Source organism: Paenibacillus sp. KACC 21273, from assembly GCF_028736095.1.
In the GTDB taxonomy this organism is placed as follows: domain Bacteria; phylum Bacillota; class Bacilli; order Paenibacillales; family Paenibacillaceae; genus Saccharibacillus; species Saccharibacillus kyungheensis.
On record NZ_CP117876.1, the window covers coordinates 3,519,982 to 3,540,370 of the forward strand.

General features: G+C 41.4%; 18 protein-coding genes. All 18 read right to left on the reverse strand.

Going from position 1 to position 20,389, the window contains the following annotated elements; genetic code table 11:
- Nucleotides 1-30: 30 nt before the first annotated feature.
- Nucleotides 31-555 carry a (2Fe-2S)-binding protein gene (locus PQ460_RS15350; protein ID WP_274170346.1) on the reverse strand — a complete coding sequence of 175 codons (525 nt, stop codon included), beginning with the start codon at nt 553-555 and terminating at the stop codon, nt 31-33.
- A complete protein-coding gene (gene pucD, locus PQ460_RS15355) occupies nt 552-2,927 on the reverse strand; it encodes a xanthine dehydrogenase subunit D (RefSeq protein WP_274170347.1) in 2,376 nt (791 codons plus the stop codon). Before pucD ends, PQ460_RS15350 begins: the two co-directional genes overlap by 4 nt.
- A gap of 6 nt (nt 2,928-2,933) precedes the next feature.
- Nucleotides 2,934-3,890, reverse strand: a complete 957-nt coding sequence (locus PQ460_RS15360) for an FAD binding domain-containing protein (RefSeq protein WP_274170348.1) — start codon at nt 3,888-3,890, stop codon at nt 2,934-2,936.
- 318 nt (nt 3,891-4,208) lie between these two features.
- On the reverse strand, nt 4,209-4,865 hold the full coding sequence (locus PQ460_RS15365; protein ID WP_274170349.1) for a nucleotidyltransferase family protein: 657 nt from the start codon (nt 4,863-4,865) through the stop codon (nt 4,209-4,211).
- Complete coding sequence (locus tag PQ460_RS15370; RefSeq protein ID WP_273615721.1) at nt 4,831-5,862, reverse strand: XdhC family protein; 1,032 nt, start codon at nt 5,860-5,862, stop codon at nt 4,831-4,833. The genes PQ460_RS15365 and PQ460_RS15370 overlap by 35 nt, the downstream gene beginning before the upstream one ends.
- A gap of 69 nt (nt 5,863-5,931) precedes the next feature.
- Complete coding sequence (locus tag PQ460_RS15375; RefSeq protein ID WP_274170350.1) at nt 5,932-7,254, reverse strand: 5'-deoxyadenosine deaminase; 1,323 nt, start codon at nt 7,252-7,254, stop codon at nt 5,932-5,934.
- Nucleotides 7,255-7,283: 29 nt separating this feature from the next.
- Nucleotides 7,284-8,873, reverse strand: coding sequence for a gamma-glutamyltransferase (gene ggt, locus PQ460_RS15380; RefSeq protein WP_443147163.1), 1,590 nt, complete (start codon nt 8,871-8,873; stop codon nt 7,284-7,286).
- On the reverse strand, nt 8,870-10,126 hold the full coding sequence (locus tag PQ460_RS15385; protein ID WP_274170351.1) for a pyridoxal-phosphate-dependent aminotransferase family protein: 1,257 nt from the start codon (nt 10,124-10,126) through the stop codon (nt 8,870-8,872). The genes ggt and PQ460_RS15385 overlap by 4 nt, the downstream gene beginning before the upstream one ends.
- Entirely contained in the window at nt 10,113-11,387 is a 1,275-nt protein-coding gene (allC, locus tag PQ460_RS15390) for an allantoate deiminase (protein WP_274170352.1), read from the reverse strand. Before allC ends, PQ460_RS15385 begins: the two co-directional genes overlap by 14 nt.
- Nucleotides 11,380-12,771 carry an allantoinase gene (locus tag PQ460_RS15395; RefSeq protein ID WP_274170353.1) on the reverse strand — a complete coding sequence of 464 codons (1,392 nt, stop codon included), beginning with the start codon at nt 12,769-12,771 and terminating at the stop codon, nt 11,380-11,382. The genes allC and PQ460_RS15395 overlap by 8 nt, the downstream gene beginning before the upstream one ends.
- An 81-nt stretch (nt 12,772-12,852) precedes the next feature.
- The gene (uraH, locus tag PQ460_RS15400; RefSeq protein WP_274170354.1) at nt 12,853-13,203 is read right to left on the reverse strand and encodes a hydroxyisourate hydrolase; all 351 of its coding nucleotides are present in this window, start codon (nt 13,201-13,203) and stop codon (nt 12,853-12,855) included.
- Nucleotides 13,204-13,260: 57 nt separating this feature from the next.
- Entirely contained in the window at nt 13,261-13,782 is a 522-nt protein-coding gene (gene uraD / locus PQ460_RS15405; protein WP_274170355.1) for a 2-oxo-4-hydroxy-4-carboxy-5-ureidoimidazoline decarboxylase, read from the reverse strand.
- Nucleotides 13,783-14,039: 257 nt separating this feature from the next.
- Nucleotides 14,040-15,632, reverse strand: a complete 1,593-nt coding sequence (locus tag PQ460_RS15410; protein ID WP_274170356.1) for a PucR family transcriptional regulator — start codon at nt 15,630-15,632, stop codon at nt 14,040-14,042.
- Between the two features lie 241 nt (nt 15,633-15,873).
- Nucleotides 15,874-16,311: a GNAT family N-acetyltransferase gene (locus tag PQ460_RS15415; protein ID WP_274170357.1), complete on the reverse strand. Its 438-nt coding sequence runs from the start codon at nt 16,309-16,311 to the stop codon at nt 15,874-15,876.
- A 96-nt stretch (nt 16,312-16,407) separates the two neighbouring features.
- Nucleotides 16,408-17,172, reverse strand: a complete 765-nt coding sequence (locus tag PQ460_RS15420) for a class I SAM-dependent methyltransferase (protein WP_274170358.1) — start codon at nt 17,170-17,172, stop codon at nt 16,408-16,410.
- Between the two features lie 134 nt (nt 17,173-17,306).
- The gene (locus PQ460_RS15425; RefSeq protein ID WP_274170359.1) at nt 17,307-19,034 is read right to left on the reverse strand and encodes an ATP-binding protein; all 1,728 of its coding nucleotides are present in this window, start codon (nt 19,032-19,034) and stop codon (nt 17,307-17,309) included.
- A 17-nt stretch (nt 19,035-19,051) separates the two neighbouring features.
- Nucleotides 19,052-20,035, reverse strand: coding sequence for a cobalamin B12-binding domain-containing protein (locus tag PQ460_RS15430; protein WP_337993932.1), 984 nt, complete (start codon nt 20,033-20,035; stop codon nt 19,052-19,054).
- Nucleotides 19,992-20,159, reverse strand: a complete 168-nt coding sequence (locus PQ460_RS23490; protein WP_337993933.1) for a hypothetical protein — start codon at nt 20,157-20,159, stop codon at nt 19,992-19,994. The genes PQ460_RS15430 and PQ460_RS23490 overlap by 44 nt, the downstream gene beginning before the upstream one ends.
- Nucleotides 20,160-20,389 lie beyond the last annotated feature (230 nt).

Below are 20,389 nucleotides of genomic sequence, written 5' to 3' on the forward strand. Positions count from 1 at the left end.
TAGATCTATACGATATTTGTTCCTATAGATTCAACGAACGATGTGGGATGTATCTGATAATTCTTGCTGTTGTTGCTGACATTTGGTAGCCGCACTCTGTACTGCGCGCATAATACCGCCGTATCCTGTACAGCGACATAGATTACCGCATAATCCTTCTTTGATCTCATCATCATTAGGATGGGGGGTCTGATCGAGCAATGCTTTGGTGGAAATAATCATACCCGGTGTACAATATCCACACTGAAATCCCCCTTCTTCCAAAAATGCTTCTTGAATCGGATGCAATTGCTCTTTGCTTTCTCCATGTAATCCTTCAATCGTTGTGATTTCTTTACCAGCACATTGATATGCCATAGTCAGACAAGAATTGACCGGTTCTCCATCGATCATGACCATGCAGGCACCACAGCGACCAATTTCGCAAGAAACTTTAGTTCCTGTTAGATTCAAGTCTCCACGAATCACATCGACCAGACGACGCGAAGGATCGATATCCAATTCACGATGTTCTCCATTCACAGTAGCTTGCCATGTTGTATCTGTTGTTTTCATCGTGGACTCACCCTTTCTGCTTGCCATGTCTCTATCGGTTGAATCAATAATTCCCTTGCCACTGGTAAATGAGGAACCCATACTCCGACAGCATCGCGAATCGCAGCCGTGATTGCTGGTGCAAGTGCAACCGAGCCAATCTCTCCTATGCCGCGCGGGCCAAAAGTATCGCCTTCTGGTAAATCTTCGATTGCTTCAACTTCAAGTGAAGTATGCATGTCTTTGATTGTAGGAATAAGATACGTATCCATATTTTTGGTCAGATAATGTCCTTCATCCATCACTGCATCTTCGGTTAATGTAAATCCTAGTGCCATCACACTACCGCCTTCAATCTGCCCTAAAAATCCCATCGGGTTAATAACAGGGCCTGCGGCAACGGTATGATAATTAGCCAACAATTTTACATGTCCTGTTAATGTATTCACTTCTACTTCTGCTGCAACAGCCGCATACGTATATAAATAATGCCCGCCTACTACCGCATCCGGTGTAGTGGGATAAGCAAATTCTGTATCAAAAATCAATTCATTTGACTTGCCTGCTACACTCATATGTGTTGCAATTTCAAGGTACGTAATAACAGGTTCAGATTCGTCTATAACGATAAGATCGTCGCTCAGTAACCAGATACCTGCTTTGCCTGTAGTTAACTGCTCGGAAGGCACACCGGTAATCTCAGACGCTATCGTTAAAATGCTTTGGAGAAAAGGAGTCTTTAAGCGCTGTAATGCCATCCATGCCATCGTTGTTGAGCGTGAAGCTGTACTTGATCCACTATGAGGAACACGATCTGTATCTCCGATAACGATACTCAGATCATCAGGTTCACATTGAAACAGATCGATTAACATGATCTCTAACGTCGCAATCAATCCTTGCCCGAATTCTTCATAGCTAAAGAAAACTTCAATCTTTCCCTGTTCATTTAGCGCAAGTCGTCCACCTGCTGGATCATCTATACCATAACCGAGACCTGCACCATGCATAGCCAGTGCTGCTCCTATCCCACGCTTGATCCATGGTGGTTGAAATGCAGACTCCTGCGTACTCATCCCACTCATAATCTCAACAGAACGATCTTGCTCATACTCTTGTGAAGGGTGTAGCTTGCGTTGCCATAGCTTAGACTGAGTCAGTGCTTGCATCACTTGTTCAAGACCATTGGTTTGTAAAATGCGTTGTTCTAGTGGCCCTGGATCATTTTGCTGGCGCCGATTCAACATCCGAAACTCCCACGGGTCCATCTGGATCAATTCAGCCAAGCGATCCATTTGCCCTTCCATCGCAAATATCGCTTGATTTCCACCAAATCCACGAAATTCGCCGGATAATCCATTATTGGTATACACAGATACCCCTTCTACATCGACATGCTCTATACGATAAGGTCCCATTGAATGCTCTGTGGCAAAATTAAGTACCGGCGCTCCCAGTGTTGCATAAGCTCCTGTATCAGCTACGATACGCACATAATGAGCAACTAAATGACCGTATTCATCAATCCCTGTTTTCATTTCAATCTTCATCGGATGACGCTTGAGTCCAGCACGAACCGATTCTTGTCTTGAATTATGCATTTTGATAGGACGACCACTTTTCAGTGCTAATAATGAACCATATGGTTGTACATTTAATTCATCTTTTCCACCAAATGAACCGCCGATTGGACTGGAGATGACACGAATCCGTTCTTCTTCCCATCCTAGAATACGAGCAATTTGCATCCGGTCTTTATATCCATGCTGTGTAGGGGCATAGACTGTTAGACGACCATCTTCTTCAGGAACAAATAATCCACCTTCTGTCTCCATATAAGCATGCATCTGTCTTGGTGTACGATACACTTGATGAACAACATGAGCACAGTTGGCAAGAGCTGTATCGGTGCTGCCACGCTTCACTTGAGTCCGATGTAATACATTACCTTGTGGATGAAGTCTTGGCGCCGACTCTTCCAGTGCTCTATCTGTATCTGTAATCGTCTCTAACACTTCATATTCCACACGTATGAGAGAAAGAGCATGCTCGGCAATCTCTAATGAAGTTGCTGCTACAGCAGCTATTGCATCTCCAATATAACGCACTGTATCTTCACATAATGCGGGTTGATCTGGTGTAGCTATACCAAAGCGATTCAGTCCTGGAACATCATGATGAGTAATTACAGCGATAACCCCTTCATATGCTTCTGCGGCAGATACATCTAATGATAGAATACGTGCATGAGGATGAATACTTCGTAGTACGCGTCCATATAACATTCCTTCAGCAGTCATATCGGTCAAATACTGCAATTCTCCTGTTACTTTTTCTTTGCCGTCTCTCCGCTTACGCCAGCGTTCTCCACTACTTTCTCGATTCAGCAACATAGGCTATCATCTCCTTTCGATCTGTGAATGTATCGTTTCCCATAATCCTGCTGCTAATAGATTTCCTGCTGTTTGTTGACGATACTGTTCACTGGCAAAAGGATCGCTGTATGTTATAAATTCATCGCTTGCAAGTCGTGCTAAAGAAGTAATCATATCAGCTTGATATCGATTGCCTTCTAATAACTGTTCACATGTAGATAAGCGCATTGCGATACCAGAACCACCACCTGCGGCTATTCTTACTTGTGAAAAGTATCCTAATGGATCTATTTTGGCGCGAAATGCTACTGTGACAAGCGATGGTGTGAATGCTTCTCTGCGACCAATTTTGCGAAAAAAAGTAATCTCTTGTTGATGATCGACAGACTGTTCTATCGATTCTGTACCTAACAAGCGATTCTGTTTCTCCAAATTTATTCCTAACAACACGGCATTCATACTTTTTCTACCACTTTTCACGATCTCTAACCAATCGCCAAGATCCTGTTCGATCGTTGTGACTTCACTTCCAATATCTGCCCAATGAAGCGAGGCATTGTGTACCAGTAGAGCAGGTATAGCATCCCCTACAGCAGAAGCTATATTTCCGCCAATCGTAGCTTGATTGCGAATAGAAGGTGCTGCAATATGACGACACGATTCATATAATGTAGCTCCATGATGAGCGATATAAGCATCTGCTCCACATTCACGAAGCCTTGTTAATGCACCAATATATATATGTTGATCACTTTCATGAATTCCGCATAGATCCGCAATCGTATCTAGTCGAATAAAGTGCTCAGGTCTATTTACAATACCGCCTTCCCACTGCGTACGTAGTAATGTTCCTCCTGCTACGAATGCTGCGTCGGCTCCATATTGACGTTTGATCATCATGGCTTCTTCTGCATCTGCTGGCTCCCAGACTTTACGTGAAAAAGGATCAGGAATCCTGCTCGTCTCTATATTCATTTCCATGATGTCACCTCCATTTGTTCTTTTCGCACGTTAGATGATCGAATATACCCTCCATCATCTATCAATTGAACAAATCTTAATGAAATTACGGTATTATGTCAATTATTCTTACTTTAATTTGTAGTAAATATAAATAAAGAGCTTTATTTTGTGCTTTATGCACTTTATAATTCTTCAAAATCGAAATTTATGTAATATATACTAACATAATAGGAGCAAATTCATCTAATCATTATTTATATAGAACTTATGTTACATAAGATGCTTCTAATAGCTAATGAAGCAGTAATCCACTTATTAATAGATTATGATAGTTAGTTATGTAGCAGAACGTATATAATGCTGGATTTGAGCTAGAGCTTCAGGCGTATCAGCATCCCAGAAAAAATGATCTGGATATTTAACGATATTGCTATAGAAATCTGGATTCATGAATACTTTACGAGCTCCTTGATCACCTTGCAGTTGCTCTAGATAAGTCCACATATGGGCGGGGAAAATCACAGGAGGTTTGATGCCTTCATGATCAGCAGAAGCGATATAGTCGACATCAGGCTGATACTGATAGATTGTTATTAGTTCTGTTAACATGGTTGAAGTGATTAATGGCTGATCGCCAAGCAAAATAAGTACGGCATCTGCTTGAGATAACCGTACTTGCTTCATACCACAACGAATAGAATATGACATTCCTAAATGAGCTTGTTCGCATATAACAGGTTGCATTTTGGAAGGATATTGGTCTGTCCAAGCTTGAATTTCTTGTTGCCATTCAAGTGAAGAATACGGAGCAGTCACTGTGACTACATGCTGAATCTGTGGATTGCTCAAAACGGTCGATAGTACTTTACCTCCGATCGTCGGTACAGGCTCAGATACAGGCGCGCTATCTGCTGAATATAAAGGCATACTCAATTTGTCTTTGCCCATACGACTACTTTTACCCGCTGTAAGCACTAAGGCGGTGATGTTCATGTGTAACATCCTTTCTCGGTACAAGTACACGTCCACGTTTGACAGCGATCAGTTCGGCGATAATACTGATTGCAATTTCATCCGGTCCATCTGCCCCAATCGATAAGCCTACAGGAGAATGTAACGAAGGGTATGCTGGTAATTGATCCATTAATCGGCGTGTTCGTTCTTTGGAACCCATAATGCCTAGATAAGCACAATGCTGATCTACCATCAATTCTACCCATTCTCGTTCACGCGGAAAATTATGACTCATTAAGATCATATAGTCTTGTTCACCCGGTTGTATTTGTTCATATAAAGACTGCGGAAATCCTACGATACAGGTAGCGCCTGCAAACCGCTCCTCTGTACACAATCCAGCACGCCAATCCCCTACAACTACATCAAACCCTGATAACTGTGCTAGCGAACTTACAAGTATACTGTCATCACCAGCACCGATTAGAATAAGACGTGGCTTAGGACGATAAGTACGAACAAATGTATACTGATCCTTTTGCCCATCAGACAGAGATTCAGTACCTGAATTGGCATCATGAGCAAGCATTAACGGTTGATCTGATAATTGATAATCAATCTGCTCACCATTTTTTTGAAAAGAACGAGTAAGCACTACATTTTCACCTTGATCCAAACGATCATTCAATTCACGAATCACATTCAAAAAGGAACCTCTGACTGGCTCCAACAAAATATTTAATAACCCACCACAGCCGATATTTTCGCCCCATGATAGATCATCTGCTGGACGCATATCGTATTCCACGATAGATACTTGGGAACTGTTCCAGACATCATCTACACGAGCTACAAGATCGCTTTCTAGGCAACCCGGGCTTATACTGCCGAATTGTTGTCCATCAGCAGTCAGAATCATGGAGACTCCTTCTTTGCGGTATGCATGTCCTTCTACATGGACAACAGTAGCAAGAACTGTACGCATTTGTTGTTGATGTTGAGATAAAGCGATTTTGCACAGGTCTTTCATATCCATGAGTCTCCAGCTCCTTTGTTTTTTGAATGTGAATATTGCAAATATTCTAAGGTAGCGAGTCAGCCTGTATTACATACGTGTCATCAAACGTTTGATCGAACGATCGGATTCGCGTAATACAATACTGCGATCGATTGTTTTGACACGGCGATTTTCCAATACAACACTTCCATCAATAATAACGGTATCTACATTGCTACGTGTTGCCGAGTACACGACTCTGGAATACACATCTACATCATACGAAGGGAATGTATGATAATCTTCCAGATCAAGCAAGACCACATCGGCTTTTTTGCCTACTTCTAGACTGCCGATTTCTTTTGCCATTCCTAGCACTTCTGCTCCGCCCATCGTCGCCATACGCAATACTGTTCTAGCATCCATAACCGTTGGACCATGAGGGACTTTCTGGATTAATGCAGCTAAGCGCATTTCTTGAAACATATCCAAGTTATTGTTACAAGGCGCTCCATCGGCTCCAAGACCAACATGGATATGACGATTCATCAAGTCTGGAATTTCAGCGATACCGGAAGAAAGTTTGAGATTTGAACCCGGGCAGTGAGTGACTTTCACTCCACGTTTGTACAAAATCTGCTTTTCTTCTTCACTGAGCCATACGCAGTGCGCCAGAATCAGACGTGGATTAGCGAGACCGATATGATCCAAATACACAATATTACGCATTCCTCGTTCTTGTTCCACTAGTGAGATTTCTCCACGATTTTCAGAAGCATGAGTATGCACTTTAACATGATATTGAGCAGAAAGATCACGTACTTCGGTAAGCAGACGCTCTGTACAAGAAACAACAAATCGTGGACAGAACGCGTATTGAATACGTCCACCACCGAAGCCATTCCATTTTTCTAATAAATCTACACTTTTTTGAAGAGATTCATCGGTGTCTTCCTGTAACGGTTCAGGAACATCGGTTCCATGATCCATCATTACTTTACCGGAGATGACCCGTAGCCCGCTTTGCGCCATCGCTTGAAAAGCAGAATCTGTATGATGTACGGTCTCCATATCACAGATCGTTGTCGTTCCACTGGAAATCAATTCTCCAATTCCTAACAATGCAGAATAAAAAATCGATTCTTCATCATGAGCAGCTTCCAATGGCCAGATACGCTTACGTAACCAATCCATCAGTTCCATATCGTCTGCTCGACCACGAAATAATGTCTGGCACAAATGAATATGCGTCTGAATAAATCCTGGCAATAACGTTTTGCCTCGTCCATCTATTTCTTGATCGGCATGATCATCCAAACGTGGAGCCATTTTGACAATTTTATTGTTTTCGATCAATAAATCCCCAATAAATACTTCTTCTCGATCGTTCATTGTAACCATCTGTGCTTGTCTAATCATGATGCTTCCCATGATGCTTCCCCCTCTGTCTCTATCCCGCTCTATATCCCGATAGCAATCCCATCACTACGAGGATCAGCTGCACCGCTAAATACACCCTGTTCATTAATCATAATTCCTTGCGCTTCACCCATTACTGCATCGTAATCACGAACTGGTTCTACGATATGCCCGTAAGCTTCTAAGCGCGAATAAATATCTTCATATGAACGGCTTTCGATTTTCAACGTATCGCTCATATCGCCCCATGTCCGTCCATACAACCATCGTGGCAATCCAATCGCCTGCTGGATCGTTAATTGATAATCAATCACACCGGTCAAAATAGATAATTGGGTCTGAGGTTGTCCTTCTCCACCTTGCGTTCCTAACAGCAGATAAGGTTTACCATTTTTCGTTACCATTCCTGGCATTAATGTATGGAAAGTACGTTTACGTGGTTCCAATACATTCGGCGCCCGATCATCGAGTGAAAAGAATGAACCTCGATTTTGCAAAATAACACCACTATCACCCGGCACATAAGCAGATCCAAAATCAAAATAAAGACTTTGAATAAACGAAACTGTATTGCCTTCATCATCAGTTACAGCCGCATAAGCCGTATCCTGACCCATTGCAGGTGAAAGATGCGGAGACGCTTGAGGATGATATTGCATGTCATACCATAATTTTTTGGCATAGTCTTTGGATAATAATTGTTCTATAGGAATATCTCGAAAAGCAGGATCGGTTAAATAACGATCTCGATCTTGAAAAGCTTTTTTCACGGTTTCTACTACCAGATGATAAAATTCAGGCGAAAAGCGAGCAATAGACGACAAATCAACATTTTCCAAAATATTAAGCATCATCAATAGCGAGAATCCCTGTGTATTCGGTGGCATTTGATATACCCGGTGTCCTCGATATGTGGTCGATACAGGTTCTATCCATTCTCCTTGATGCGCTGCCAGATCTTCCTTCGTTAACACACTACCATCTCGTTCTGTCGCTTCACCAATCATCTGCCCGATAGATCCATTGTAAAAACATGCACTTCCTTGTTCGCCAATCAAACGTAGCGTCTGAGCAAGCTTAGTCTGAATAACAATATCGCCTTCTACTAACGGAACACCATTAGGACAGAATACTGATTGAAGATGAGTATCTTGCTGAATCCATTCCAGATCACGCATAATCCAGCGTGCTAGACTTGGTGAAGCTGGAAAGCCTTCTTCTGCGTATCGAACCGCCGGAGCGATGATCTCAGCCCATGGCAACCGTCCATACTTTTTCCAGACTGCTTCCCAGGCATCTACCATACCCGGAACAGTTACAGCCGCTAAAGGGCCACGACTTGGAATAGTCGTATACCCTTGCTTGGTATACCATTCAGGTGTTGCTTTGGCAGCAGAACGCCCACTTCCATTATATCCTTCAATCTTGCCTGTATGACCATCATGAATTAGAAAAAAAGCATCTCCACCAGGCCCTGTCATATGAGGATAGACGACACCCAGTACAGCACTTACCGCAACCGCAGCATCGAATGCGTTACCACCGGACTGCAAAATAAAGGCACCTGTCTGACTTGCTAAATAATGCGGTGCTGCAACCATTCCTCTACGCGATTGGGGCATAATGTTCACTGGTACGTCACCTCTTTCTGACCAGCATACACACTAAGTGCCGCTTGCACACCTTGTCCTGCCGGTAATTTCACACCATGGTGGATTAATACTGCTTCCAGAGCACCTAAAACATGAAGTACATTTTTGCGACTACTGCTATATCCCATACTACCGATCCGCCAGATTTTACCTTGTAATGGACCAAAAGAACTGGCGATCTCGATCCCAAAATCATGAAGTAACATCGAACGTACACTTTCGCCATCTACACCTGTTGGAATTTGGATACAAGTGACAACAGGCAATCTTGCACTGTCATCGCCGAATAATTCTAATCCCATTCCGCGGATACCAGCTACAATCGCTGCTCCATTTTCTGCATGACGGGCAAACCGTGCTTCCAGACCTTCTTCTAACAAAATACGCAACCCTTCACGTAATCCATATAACATCGTGGTAGCTTCTGTATGATGATTAAGTCGCTTAGGACTCCAATAATCTTGCAATTGTGCCAGATCAAAATAATTACTGGCGATACGATTATGACCGGACATACCTGCTAACGGAAGATCATTTGCAGTCCGAAGTCCACGCTCGATACTTTTACGTCCTAGAATCTTACGTTCTACTCGATCATTATACGTAATCGGTGCCATTCCTGAAGGAACAGACAGACATTTCTGAGTACCACCCATTACTGCATCAACTTTCCATTCATCGGTATAAAAAGGAACCCCACCGATTGTAGCTACAGCATCTACAACAAATAGCACATCATGTTCCCGACAAAAATGCCCTATTTCAGATAAAGGTTGCATACATCCTGTAGATGTTTCACCATGTACCATCGCTACAATGGTCGGTTGATATTGGACAATCGCTTGCTTTACGACTTCAGGATCAAATACAGTTCCCCATTCCGTCTCAATAGTCTCAACCTCTGCACCGCAACGCTCAGCAATTTCAGTTAGTAAATGTCCAAATCGTCCGTAGATTGGAACCAGCACTTTATCGCCGGGTTCGATTAAGCTAACCATCACTGCTTCAAGCCCTGAACGTGAAGTACCATCGACAGGAAAAGCCCATTGATTAGTAGTCATATACAACTCGCGTAACATTTCCATCGTTTCATTCATAATATCGGTAAAAGCAGGATCAAATTGCCCCAAAATAGGCATCGACATCGCTCGCAATACACGTGGGTCCACTTCAACAGGACCGGGTGTCATAATCGTGCGCGGGGGTGGCGATAAGTCTTTATAACGCTTCATGGTCTTCACCTCGATAAGCATATTGATATAGCAATTCGGTTAGTACTTTGAAGCCCTGTATAATATCAGCTTCGGCTGTATATTCTAATGGGTTATGGCTAATGCCTTCACGACTCGGTACAAAGATCATTGCAGAAGGACATTCTACACCGAAAATCTGAGCGTCATGCCCTGCTCCACTTGGTAACGATAGCGACGATATACCTGCTTGATCGCATACATGTTGCAGATCATCAATCATCGCTTGATGCATAGGAACAGGTTCTGCCCGTAAATGCTCTTTCCAAGATAATGTTAATCCTTCTTGCTCTGCTATCGCTGAAATTTCTTCATATAAAGCATCTGTATAATCATTCAATATTTGATGATCCAGATGACGAATATCCAATGTAAATGTTGTCTCTCCTGCAATCACATTCGGTACATTCGGTGATACTTGCAGACTTCCCACCGTAGCGACCAATGGATCGCCCCATTCTAATGCAGAACGCTTGACGCTACTAATCATCAAGGATGCACCTGCTAATGTATCTCTACGCCATTGCATCGGTGTTGTACCTGCATGATTACTTTCACCGAGTACTTTCACTTCAATTCGGCGCTGACCTACAATCCCTGTAACTACACCAATCTGATGCCCTGTGCGCTCCAATACAAATCCTTGTTCAATATGAAGTTCGACATAAGCAGCAAATTCACGCTGACATGATGGGTATATGGATTCAGCTCCGAATCCTGCTTGCTTCATCGCCTGTTCCAAGCTAACCCCATCACGATCTTTCACTACCGGAACTGCGCTCACTTGATAGGATCCAGTAATATTGCCTGATCCCCAATACGTTAAAGGAAATCGGCTACCTTCTTCTTCGGCTAGTGATATCACTTCAATCGTTCGTAAAGGCTCTCCATAGGTTTCTTTCAAATAAGAAAGTGCCAGTACACCTGCAATAACACCTAACGCACCATCGTATTTACCTCCAAATACAACAGTATCAATATGCGAACCTGTTACAATCGGTAGTCGTTCAGATTGCTTGCCTACTAACCGACCTGTAAGATTCCCCACTTGATCGTAAAAAGGTTCTAATCCTTGCATTTCCATATAATCAAACAATGCTTGTTGTGCTTCTAACCATGCAGGAGTGTATAACAGCCGAGTGACTCCGCCTTGTTCATCAGCTCCAAATTGAGCCAGCCATTCCACCATACTGTGTAACTTTTCACTGTAATTTTCGATCATTGGCGCTGCTTGCTTAGCCATGAATCACTCCTCCTGTCTGATAAGCAATAAATTGTCCGATACATGTATCCGTCAATCCAGATGACTGGTCATATACAATATGTCCGCGTACTATCGTCTTGTGCACCGTCGAGGAAAATGAATATCCTACATAAGGGCTTTGACGATGTTTATCATATAGATCATCATGTTCTAACGTATACGATTGCTCCAGATTCACAAGTACAAGATCTGCATCTAAACCTACTTTAATCTGACCTTTAGATTGAGATACTCCTACACGTTCAGCCGGATGCTTTGATAACATATTTGCTATCGCTGGCAAAGAGATCTGACGCCGATGATAACCTTCTTCCAACATCAATAACAATGTGCTCTGCGCTCCAGATATACCGCCCCATGCTTCAAAAAAATTGTTCGATTGCTTCATTTCAGGTGGGCAAGGCGAATGATCTGAAGCAATAATATCAATAAGCCCGAGTGCGACTGCATCCCAGAGAGCAGACTGCTCTGTAGCACTACGTAAAGGCGGTGCACATTTAGCAAGCACACCTTGATCTTCTACATCTTGATCGGTTAGCACTAAATAATGAGGACATGTCTCTACAGTTACATCCAGTCCTTCTTGCTTAGCAGCGGTAATAATATCGACCGCTTCCCGGCTACTAATATGCACAAAGTGGAGCGCGCAATTCGTCTGACGACTATACTCCAGTGCACGCTTCACAGCTATCACTTCAGCTTCAATCGGTCGGGAATCCAGATAATCTCTTACTCCTGTTCTTCCTTCTACTACTGCTTGATTGGCTAGTGCAGATACGGTGGGTTCATCTTCAGCATGTAATGCAAGCACATGACCTAATCTAGCAATCTCTGTCATTCCAGATCGTAACGTAGTATCGTCTGCTCTGGTGAAGATATCTTCTCCTTCTCCACCCGGTTCTGACATAAATGCTTTGAATCCTACTACACCGCCTGCTGACATTTCTGCTAATTGATCAACATTTCCTTCTACCAGTCCACCCCAGAGTGCATAATCAACATAAGAATGTTGCTTGGCTACTTGCTTTTTGGCTTCCAAATGTTCAGCATTTGTAGTTGGTGGTACACCATTTAGGGGCATATCAACATAGGTGGTTATTCCTCCTGCGGCAAGAGCTGCCGAACCTGTCTGAAATCCTTCCCAACTGCCTAATCCGGGTTCATTAAAATGAACATGAATATCAACGGTTCCCGGTAATATATGCAATCCATCCGCTTGAATCACAGTCACTCCATGTGTATAAGGGATAGAAGGAGTTAGTGATTGTATTTTGCCATTTCGAATACCAATATCCATTTTGGCTACACGATCTGGTAATACAACAGTGCCTCCAGTAATAATCAGATCCAATTCTGGTTGCATCCTCTACACTCCTTCCTTATTTCCTTTGATTCTCATCCTATAATCATGAGTTGTATGTCTAACGCTGGTATATCTAATCTATTAGCTTCCACGATAAGTGCTATATCCACCGGGAGCGACCAATAAAGGAATATGATAATTTTGTTCAGTATCTACAATATGGAAACGTAAAGGAACCTTTTCCCATAATAAGGTGTCTGCTGTACTGGTACCGATCGCACGATGATAATCACCAACATAAAAGATCAATTCGTACAATCCAGCTTGTATATGTTCGCCTGCTAACAATGGTTGATCGACACGTCCATCTGCATTGGTAAAGGCTGTAGCAAGTAATAGATTTTTTTCACTATAATAAAGTTCGATTTTGACACCCTCGGCTGGTGTGCCTTGTGCCAAATTCAACACATGAGTTGTTATTTTACCGCTCACTTGCTTCACCTGCTTTCTTTGTGACCTGTTTCTTGTTTGGCGGTATAAGATCTAGAATCACTGGGAAAGAAGTAATCCTTGCTCATCTGCCCACATTTGCAGTCTCAACCCTGCAATCGTATGTACCTGTCCAAGTGCTGTCTGAAATTCTTCTTCAGCCGGCTTTCCTGTCCGATGACGCATAGATTCCAGAATCTGATCAGTCGTTTTTCCTTTGACTGCTAAAATAAAAGGAAATTGATATTGCTCGGTATACACTTCATTCAATTTCGCTAATTGTTCATATTGCTCTGCCGATAGTCCAGTCAATCCTGCTCCTGCTTGTTCTGATTGTGAATGGTCACTCATTTCGATTTTGGTTCCCAAATCTGGATGTTGTCTTAATAATGTTAATTGTGTCGATGTATCAGAATCAGATACAATCTTTTTCATCGTATTTAACATGTCTTGTAAAGTATTAAACGGTCTTTGCTCCCATGCTTGTTCAGTAATCCAAGCGGAATGTTCATATAATCCACCAAATTGCTGTAAAAATTGTTCTTTAGTCCACGTCTGCCATGATTTCTGTGTATTTTCCAAAAGTTTTCCTCTTTTCGTTCGTTCTTTTTTATCATTTTACGTAAGGTTATAGAACATATCAACTAATCAGCTATAATTTTGTTATATAACATAACATTGAAGTAGTGTTTTGTGAATAATACAAAAAACCCTCACCAAAAGGTAAGGGTCTTTAGCATAATGATATGCCACTTGTATAGAGTTAATTTTGATATGATCTTCAATCATTGATCCTTATATATCGATAACTTCTTCTAGCATCGTTACCAGAACTGAGCTTACGATTGTTGTTTATCTTTCAAAAATTTGCGGAATGTAAATACCATTTTAAGTTTGAGCAGATCGTTTGTCTTTTTAAAATCCATCTGAAGCAGACTACCGATCTTGTCCATCCGATAGGTTACAGTATTGCGATGTACATATAACTGCTTAGCGGCTTCATTAATAAGTCCGTCATTTTCAACAAAAGCTTCAAGTGTATTCATCAGCACTTGATTGGGATCGCTGTCTTTGATCAGTAACGGTTCCAGTATTTTGTGACAATACGTCTCCATAATATTCTCAGGAACATGCTGAAATACATAGGCAAATTCTAACGTCTGAAATTGTAAAGCAATATGTGTCATTCCAAAGCGCTTCGCTAACTTGCGAGTCTCCAATGTTTCTTGATGAGCTTCACGCAAAGAACTAGGTTCTGTCTTAATTTTGCTAATCCAGAAGCGTGGACTACCTCCATCATGACTAAGAGATTCCATATCTTCAAACCGATTGATCAAAAAAGCAGATAGTTCCTCACCATAATCTCGCTCAGATGGACAAGCATAGATCGATAAGATCCCTTCTTCGATCCGAAAATGTTGAGAAGGAAATAACTGCATCAGCGGATTATACTGCAACTCTTGATGAATCTGGGCTAGACGCTTTTCTGAAGAAAATGCTTGTGGCTCAAGTGTGGTTAATACACATTGATACGGCCCAGGAAATAAGTTCACTCCTAATCGCCCTGCACCTTCTGTAAGATCATCGAGAGACATTCGTTTGGATAGATATTGCGTAACCAGTGTACGCATTTTGTCTTGTACACCGGGATTCACATGCTCACGGTATGTCGTATCCATATGAAAAGCTAATACTTCAGCGGCTTGCTGGAATAATTCTTCTTCTTCTTTCAGTGGCATCGAGCTATCTGTAAATACCAGTAAAAATCCGTACTGTTCACTACGCTTCATAATCGGTACACGATAACAACTACCCGAGTTCCATTTCACACGTGTTGGTGACATTTTCCACGGCCATCCTTGAAGTACACTGTCTCCGCCTTCACCGCCATTGTACAGAATATGTCCGCGTGAACCGATAATCGCTATCGGATATTTCAAAATATCTTCCAGCACAGCAAATACATTTCCCTGTTGATCCTGATTAAGCGCAAACTGCATAAGACGCTTTTGCTTATGTAGAACTGATTGCAACAGTTTGGTACTCCGTTCGTGTTCTGCTTGAAAAAGAGCATTCATCTGATCGGAAAAAGTAAACTGAAAAGGAAGCTCAAGCAGTGGAAATTGTAAACGATTGGCTTCATCAATAATTGCCTGCGGAATCACTTCCCAAAATCGTCCTAATTTTACTCCAAGCCCTGCACAACCGCGTTCATTTAACTTGCGCATCAATTTGATCGCTTCTTCTTCACTGTCTTTCATAATAAAAGCAGTCGTAAATAACATTTCTCCGCTTTTGATCCAGTCGGCGATATCTGGCGCGTCCATAACATTCACAGACTTCATAAGTCGTGATGTTCCCCGGGCACCCGCAACAAGGCGCGCTTCAGACAGAGGATACACTGCGAGCGCTTCTTGAACCGTTAATTGCATACGAGTACCTCCTATTCCGCTAACATCTATACGAAATTCCAAATAATATTGTCATGTATTATAACATACAAATCATTTGCATTAGTATAACGATTATTTATACCTTTCCTCTTATCAGGCATCTTAATGCAAAAAAATACACCCTTTTCTCCTCTATAGTTAATGTCTGGTTTGATAATGATCCAGACTTATAGGGACAAAAGAGTGTATATAGATTAATAATGAGATTGCAATGTGTCTGTTATTCTTCTTCCTCTTCTACTTCATAACGGCACAGGTAACGTTCAGAAGCTGCATTTAGCTCTCCATTTCCGATAACAGTAAAGCCGATATTGCGATAAAATTCTGCTCCTTCATCATCTGCTTCAGCAAGCAAAACAGAAGGTTGAGCTGTTTCTATCAATTCTAACAAAATACCACGTCCATACCCTTTACCACGTTCATTCGGAGCAATTGCTAAATGACGGATACGTAAAACGTCTGGTGTATCTGCTTCTTCTACACAGCCGATTACACCAATCCATACGCCGTCTTCTTGATATCCATATAAATGCATATGATCCTGTGTATGATACTGTTGAATAACAGCCTCCAATACTTGTGGATCAGGAAATACGGCATATGATAATAATTCCTGTAATTGAGATTGCTCTAATTTTTGATCGATCCGTTCTAACACACTGTATTCCTCCTGTACGGTTTGCTTGACTACTTCTCTATTTTACATGATGTGTCAAACAGTAACACAGTACAATATGTTTATCATGCTTATAGCTTACTTGTCTGTAGATGACTGTACTTGTTGCAACACTTCAGGATGAGGCTGTGGATCTTCTTTACAAGCTGCAAATGTGATCCAATTGCCTTGTAGTTCGATCTCTTTGCCATCTTTGGTTTCTTCGATCGCTTGAGCAACTGCTTTGCGCTCGATAATATTCCAACCTTCATAATATTCATTTAAAAGTTCTAACAATTGTTCTGTGGTCAAATTCAGCTCGATATTGCCTTCTTCAGCTTCTTGCGTCTTTTGATCCACTTGTTGAACCGAAGAAGTCATAGAGATTAGATGAATACCACCTGTACGAGTCCCTGCTTGCATGCTGTTGATTACTTTTTGCAATGAATCTTGGGAAGATACATGCTCTAAGCATCCGGTAGCAATCATATAATCGTAAGCATCCGGTTCAATATTGTAACTTTCCACATCACTGGTAACCGCTTCGATCCGATCAGCCACGTTGTATTCTGCTGCATATTTCTGCAATTGCTCAATCGCAGAATCTAGCAAATCTACCCCTACCACAACACCGCCTTCAGTTAATTGTTGAGCAACTGGAATCGTATGTCTGCCTACTCCACAAGCCATATCCAATACTTTTGGTGCAGGTGTATATTTTTGCAGACGTTCTAACAACTCCATCACAATCGGTGTAGGCCCTGCCATCCAAGTTCCAGGTTCAAACAATTTATTTTCTTCATAAAACTTTTCGTGGTAATCGGATTCTGATTCTCTAGCTGTATCAAATGCTGCGCACATCATGTATCTCCCCTTATCATCAATTGGTATATCTACCATTACCCAAGTAATCACATATTATAAAGGGGAGCGCTCATTTATTTATGGATGTATACAAAAAAGGAACCTGCAAAGTGCAGATTCCCTGATCATTCTTTTTATTTGACTAAATATTCTAGTTCCCGACAAGCTTTTTCATAAGCAGGAGCTAGCAATTGCACAAGTTCTTGAACTCCTCGCAAATCATCTTCTTTAGCCAATGTCTCAATCTGATGCAACAATTGTGCCATATATTGAATTCCTATACTCAAGCTACCTGATTTGAGTTCGTGTGCTGCTTCCGACAATGCTGCTGCATCTTTACGGAGCACTAACTTTTTTAATCGTTCTAGCTTGGTAGGTGTCTCACTTTTATACATTTCGATAAGCGTCCGCAATACTTCTGGATCACCATCATCATTTAATTCCAGTATTTCTTGAATCACACTCATATCCAATGCTTTTTCATGAACGATATCTGGAAGCCATTTACGCATCATAACAGTTAGACTTTCAAGATTAACCGGCTTGGTCAAAATATCATTCATTCCTGCATCCAGACATTTCTGCCGATCTTCCTGACTGGTATTACCTGTCAAAGCAATAATCGGTACAGGTGAGCGCATCTCTGCTGTTTCTAATTCACGAATTTTGTGAGTAGCTTGCAGACCATCCATAATAGGCATACGGTTATCCATCAAAATTAGATGATAGGTTTGTCCAAGATATTTGGAGATGGCTTCTTGTCCGTTGCTGACTGTATGGACGTGTTCCATTCCCATCTTTTTCAGTTGTAGTTGAATCACCTGACGATTAATAGGATTATCTTCTACAATTAATATAGCTTTATCCGTCTGTTTATGATGCAAATGAGAAGGAAGTTGATGATGATCGATCTGCTGTTCATCGAGATTCGTATGGATTAACGCTTGAGTGTCCGAAGAAGCTTGAACTTTTTTGAGCGGAATATCGAACCAAAAAGTTGATCCTTTATTTTCTTCACTTTTCAAATCAATCGTTCCTTCCATCAGCTCTACAAATGACTTACAAATGGAGAGCCCCAGCCCCGTTCCTTCTACATCGTTTTTGCCAGGTTGATCAGCTTGTGCATAAGGCTGAAACATATTTTTTTGATTTTCTTCAGAGATGCCGATTCCTGTATCTGTAACTTCGATGTGAAGAACCTGTAAATTTGCACTGTTGTGTTTCAATTGTATACTGACTTCGATCTTTCCTTGTTTGGTAAATTTATTAGCATTACTGAGCAAATTAAGCAAAATTTGTCTGATTCTGCCGCCATCGCCCACCAATTCATTTTCTACCCGGTAATCAATAAAAGCCGAAATCACATTCTCATTTTTTTGCGCTTTGGGTTCACTTAACCGAATAATATGATCCAATAATAATCGCAAATCAATAGGTTCTTCTTGCAGTCTCATTTTGCCGGCTTCCATTTTGGAAAGGTCCAGCATATTGTTAATCATACTGAGCAATAGTTCAGCCGACTCTTGAATTAACATCACAGACTGTTGTTGCTCTTGCGATAATCCAGAACTCATTAAAATTTCGGACATACCGATCATTCCATTCATCGGTGTACGTATTTCATGAGTCATAATTGCCAAAAAGCGAGCACGTGCTTGATTGGCATGGATAGCTTCTTCTTTTGCCGCATTCAACTCAGCATTGGTTTTGGCTAACTGACGTTGTAGCGTAACCATTTCATTATTCATTGCTGAAAATTCAGCTAATATTTGCTCTTCTTGATATTTGCCTTTAATCATCTTATGGGAAAGATCTTCTATCGTTTTACGCAAAATAGTGATTTCTTGTTCAGCATTCGTCATTGCGTTCATCTTCCCTTCTAAAGGCTATTCAACCTTTTACCGAGGGCTGGGCTGCCTGACTCATTCAGGGCTACTAAGCTTGTCGCTATTTCAACAGCTTCATTTGCATCAGGTGCAAAACCATCTGCCCCAACTCGCTTCCACAGTTCCCTGTCAATATTAAACGGCAATCCGCCGACAATGATTTTGACATCTCTGGTTGATTCTTCAGCGCGAATTTTTTCAATTAAGTCTTGCACTAAATGAACGTGAAAGGTCATTGTTGCAGAAATAGCAATTACATCCGCCTGATGATGCACAATGGATTGTAAAAGACTGTGATCTGGAACATTAGCACCTAAATAATAGGTGTTCCAGCCTTCCATTTCAAAAAAATCAGCCAACATTCGAATCCCGATCTCATGTTGTTCTTCTCCGACACAGGCCGCAACTAAGCGATATCGTTCCTCACCTGCGCTTATCCAATATGGATACAGACGTGAAATGATACTTTGTGTTGCCGCTGTACAGAAATGTTCTTGAGCAATATTGATATCGCCAATTTGCCATAACCGACCGATCTCGTATTGTACAGTCTGGAATATATGAATGTATATATCTTTGATAGGAGTATCGTTTTCAAGAAGATGTACGATAAGCGCGTAGGCCTCTTTGCGTTCTGTACGTAGCAAACAATCTAGGTATTGTTTTGCTTCTTTTCCTAATAACGAGGTATCCAACATATACGATGTTTGCGATTCACTGGTTTGAACATGATGTATCCCCATATCCAGATAATCAATCACATTGGATTTGTGGGGATGATCAAAACTTTTTTGAAGCGCTTTTTTGATCGCATGTAAATTTACTAATAAATCTTGTTCGGATACTCGATATCCATTTAACAGTACTTTGAGCCATGAAATATAATTCATAAACAAACTTGGACTCTTCATCAGTACACTTTCAGCTAAATAGCTAATCGTATATAAAGAATCTTGCTTGGTTCTTAATTCTGCCATTAGATCCAAATCGTTGCATTAAATCTGGCTGCTGACGATACTGCATCTGTGTTACTTTTTCTGCAAATCGATCTGCTTGTGATATGAGTTGTTGTCCTGCTGTTTCTTCTCGTTGTAGTGCCATCGCGCCTGACCTCCTTGTCATAAAGACCTTACGAGGATCAATTCGCTTGCACAGATCGTAAGATGTGTTTATAACTGCTGATTATTCAGCTTATCATTTATATCCAGAATGTATACCTTGGTGAAATTTTCCCATAGATTGACGAATTAAGCAAGTTCTATAGGTTGCATTTCGCATATAAAACCCACTTTTCATATCTATATTAATGTAAAAAAACAGAAAAAGCTGTC

Bases quoted from the DNA above. Each gene is read 5' to 3' on its own strand.
- PQ460_RS15350 (WP_274170346.1), bottom strand. From the start codon at position 555: ATGAAAACAACAGATACAACATGGCAAGCTACTGTGAATGGAGAACAT.
- pucD (WP_274170347.1), bottom strand. From the start codon at position 2,927: ATGTTGCTGAATCGAGAAAGTAGTGGAGAACGCTGGCGTAAGCGGAGA.
- PQ460_RS15360 (WP_274170348.1), bottom strand. From the start codon at position 3,890: ATGGAAATGAATATAGAGACGAGCAGGATTCCTGATCCTTTTTCACGT.
- PQ460_RS15365 (WP_274170349.1), bottom strand. From the start codon at position 4,865: ATGAACATCACCGCCTTAGTGCTTACAGCGGGTAAAAGTAGTCGTATG.
- PQ460_RS15370 (WP_273615721.1), bottom strand. From the start codon at position 5,862: ATGGATATGAAAGACCTGTGCAAAATCGCTTTATCTCAACATCAACAA.
- PQ460_RS15375 (WP_274170350.1), bottom strand. From the start codon at position 7,254: ATGGGAAGCATCATGATTAGACAAGCACAGATGGTTACAATGAACGAT.
- PQ460_RS15385 (WP_274170351.1), bottom strand. From the start codon at position 10,126: ATGAAGCGTTATAAAGACTTATCGCCACCCCCGCGCACGATTATGACA.
- allC (WP_274170352.1), bottom strand. From the start codon at position 11,387: ATGGCTAAGCAAGCAGCGCCAATGATCGAAAATTACAGTGAAAAGTTA.
- PQ460_RS15395 (WP_274170353.1), bottom strand. From the start codon at position 12,771: ATGCAACCAGAATTGGATCTGATTATTACTGGAGGCACTGTTGTATTA.
- PQ460_RS15410 (WP_274170356.1), bottom strand. From the start codon at position 15,632: ATGCAATTAACGGTTCAAGAAGCGCTCGCAGTGTATCCTCTGTCTGAA.
- PQ460_RS15420 (WP_274170358.1), bottom strand. From the start codon at position 17,172: ATGATGTGCGCAGCATTTGATACAGCTAGAGAATCAGAATCCGATTAC.
- PQ460_RS15425 (WP_274170359.1), bottom strand. From the start codon at position 19,034: ATGACGAATGCTGAACAAGAAATCACTATTTTGCGTAAAACGATAGAA.
- PQ460_RS15430 (WP_337993932.1), bottom strand. From the start codon at position 20,035: ATGGCAGAATTAAGAACCAAGCAAGATTCTTTATATACGATTAGCTAT.
- PQ460_RS23490 (WP_337993933.1), bottom strand. From the start codon at position 20,159: ATGGCACTACAACGAGAAGAAACAGCAGGACAACAACTCATATCACAA.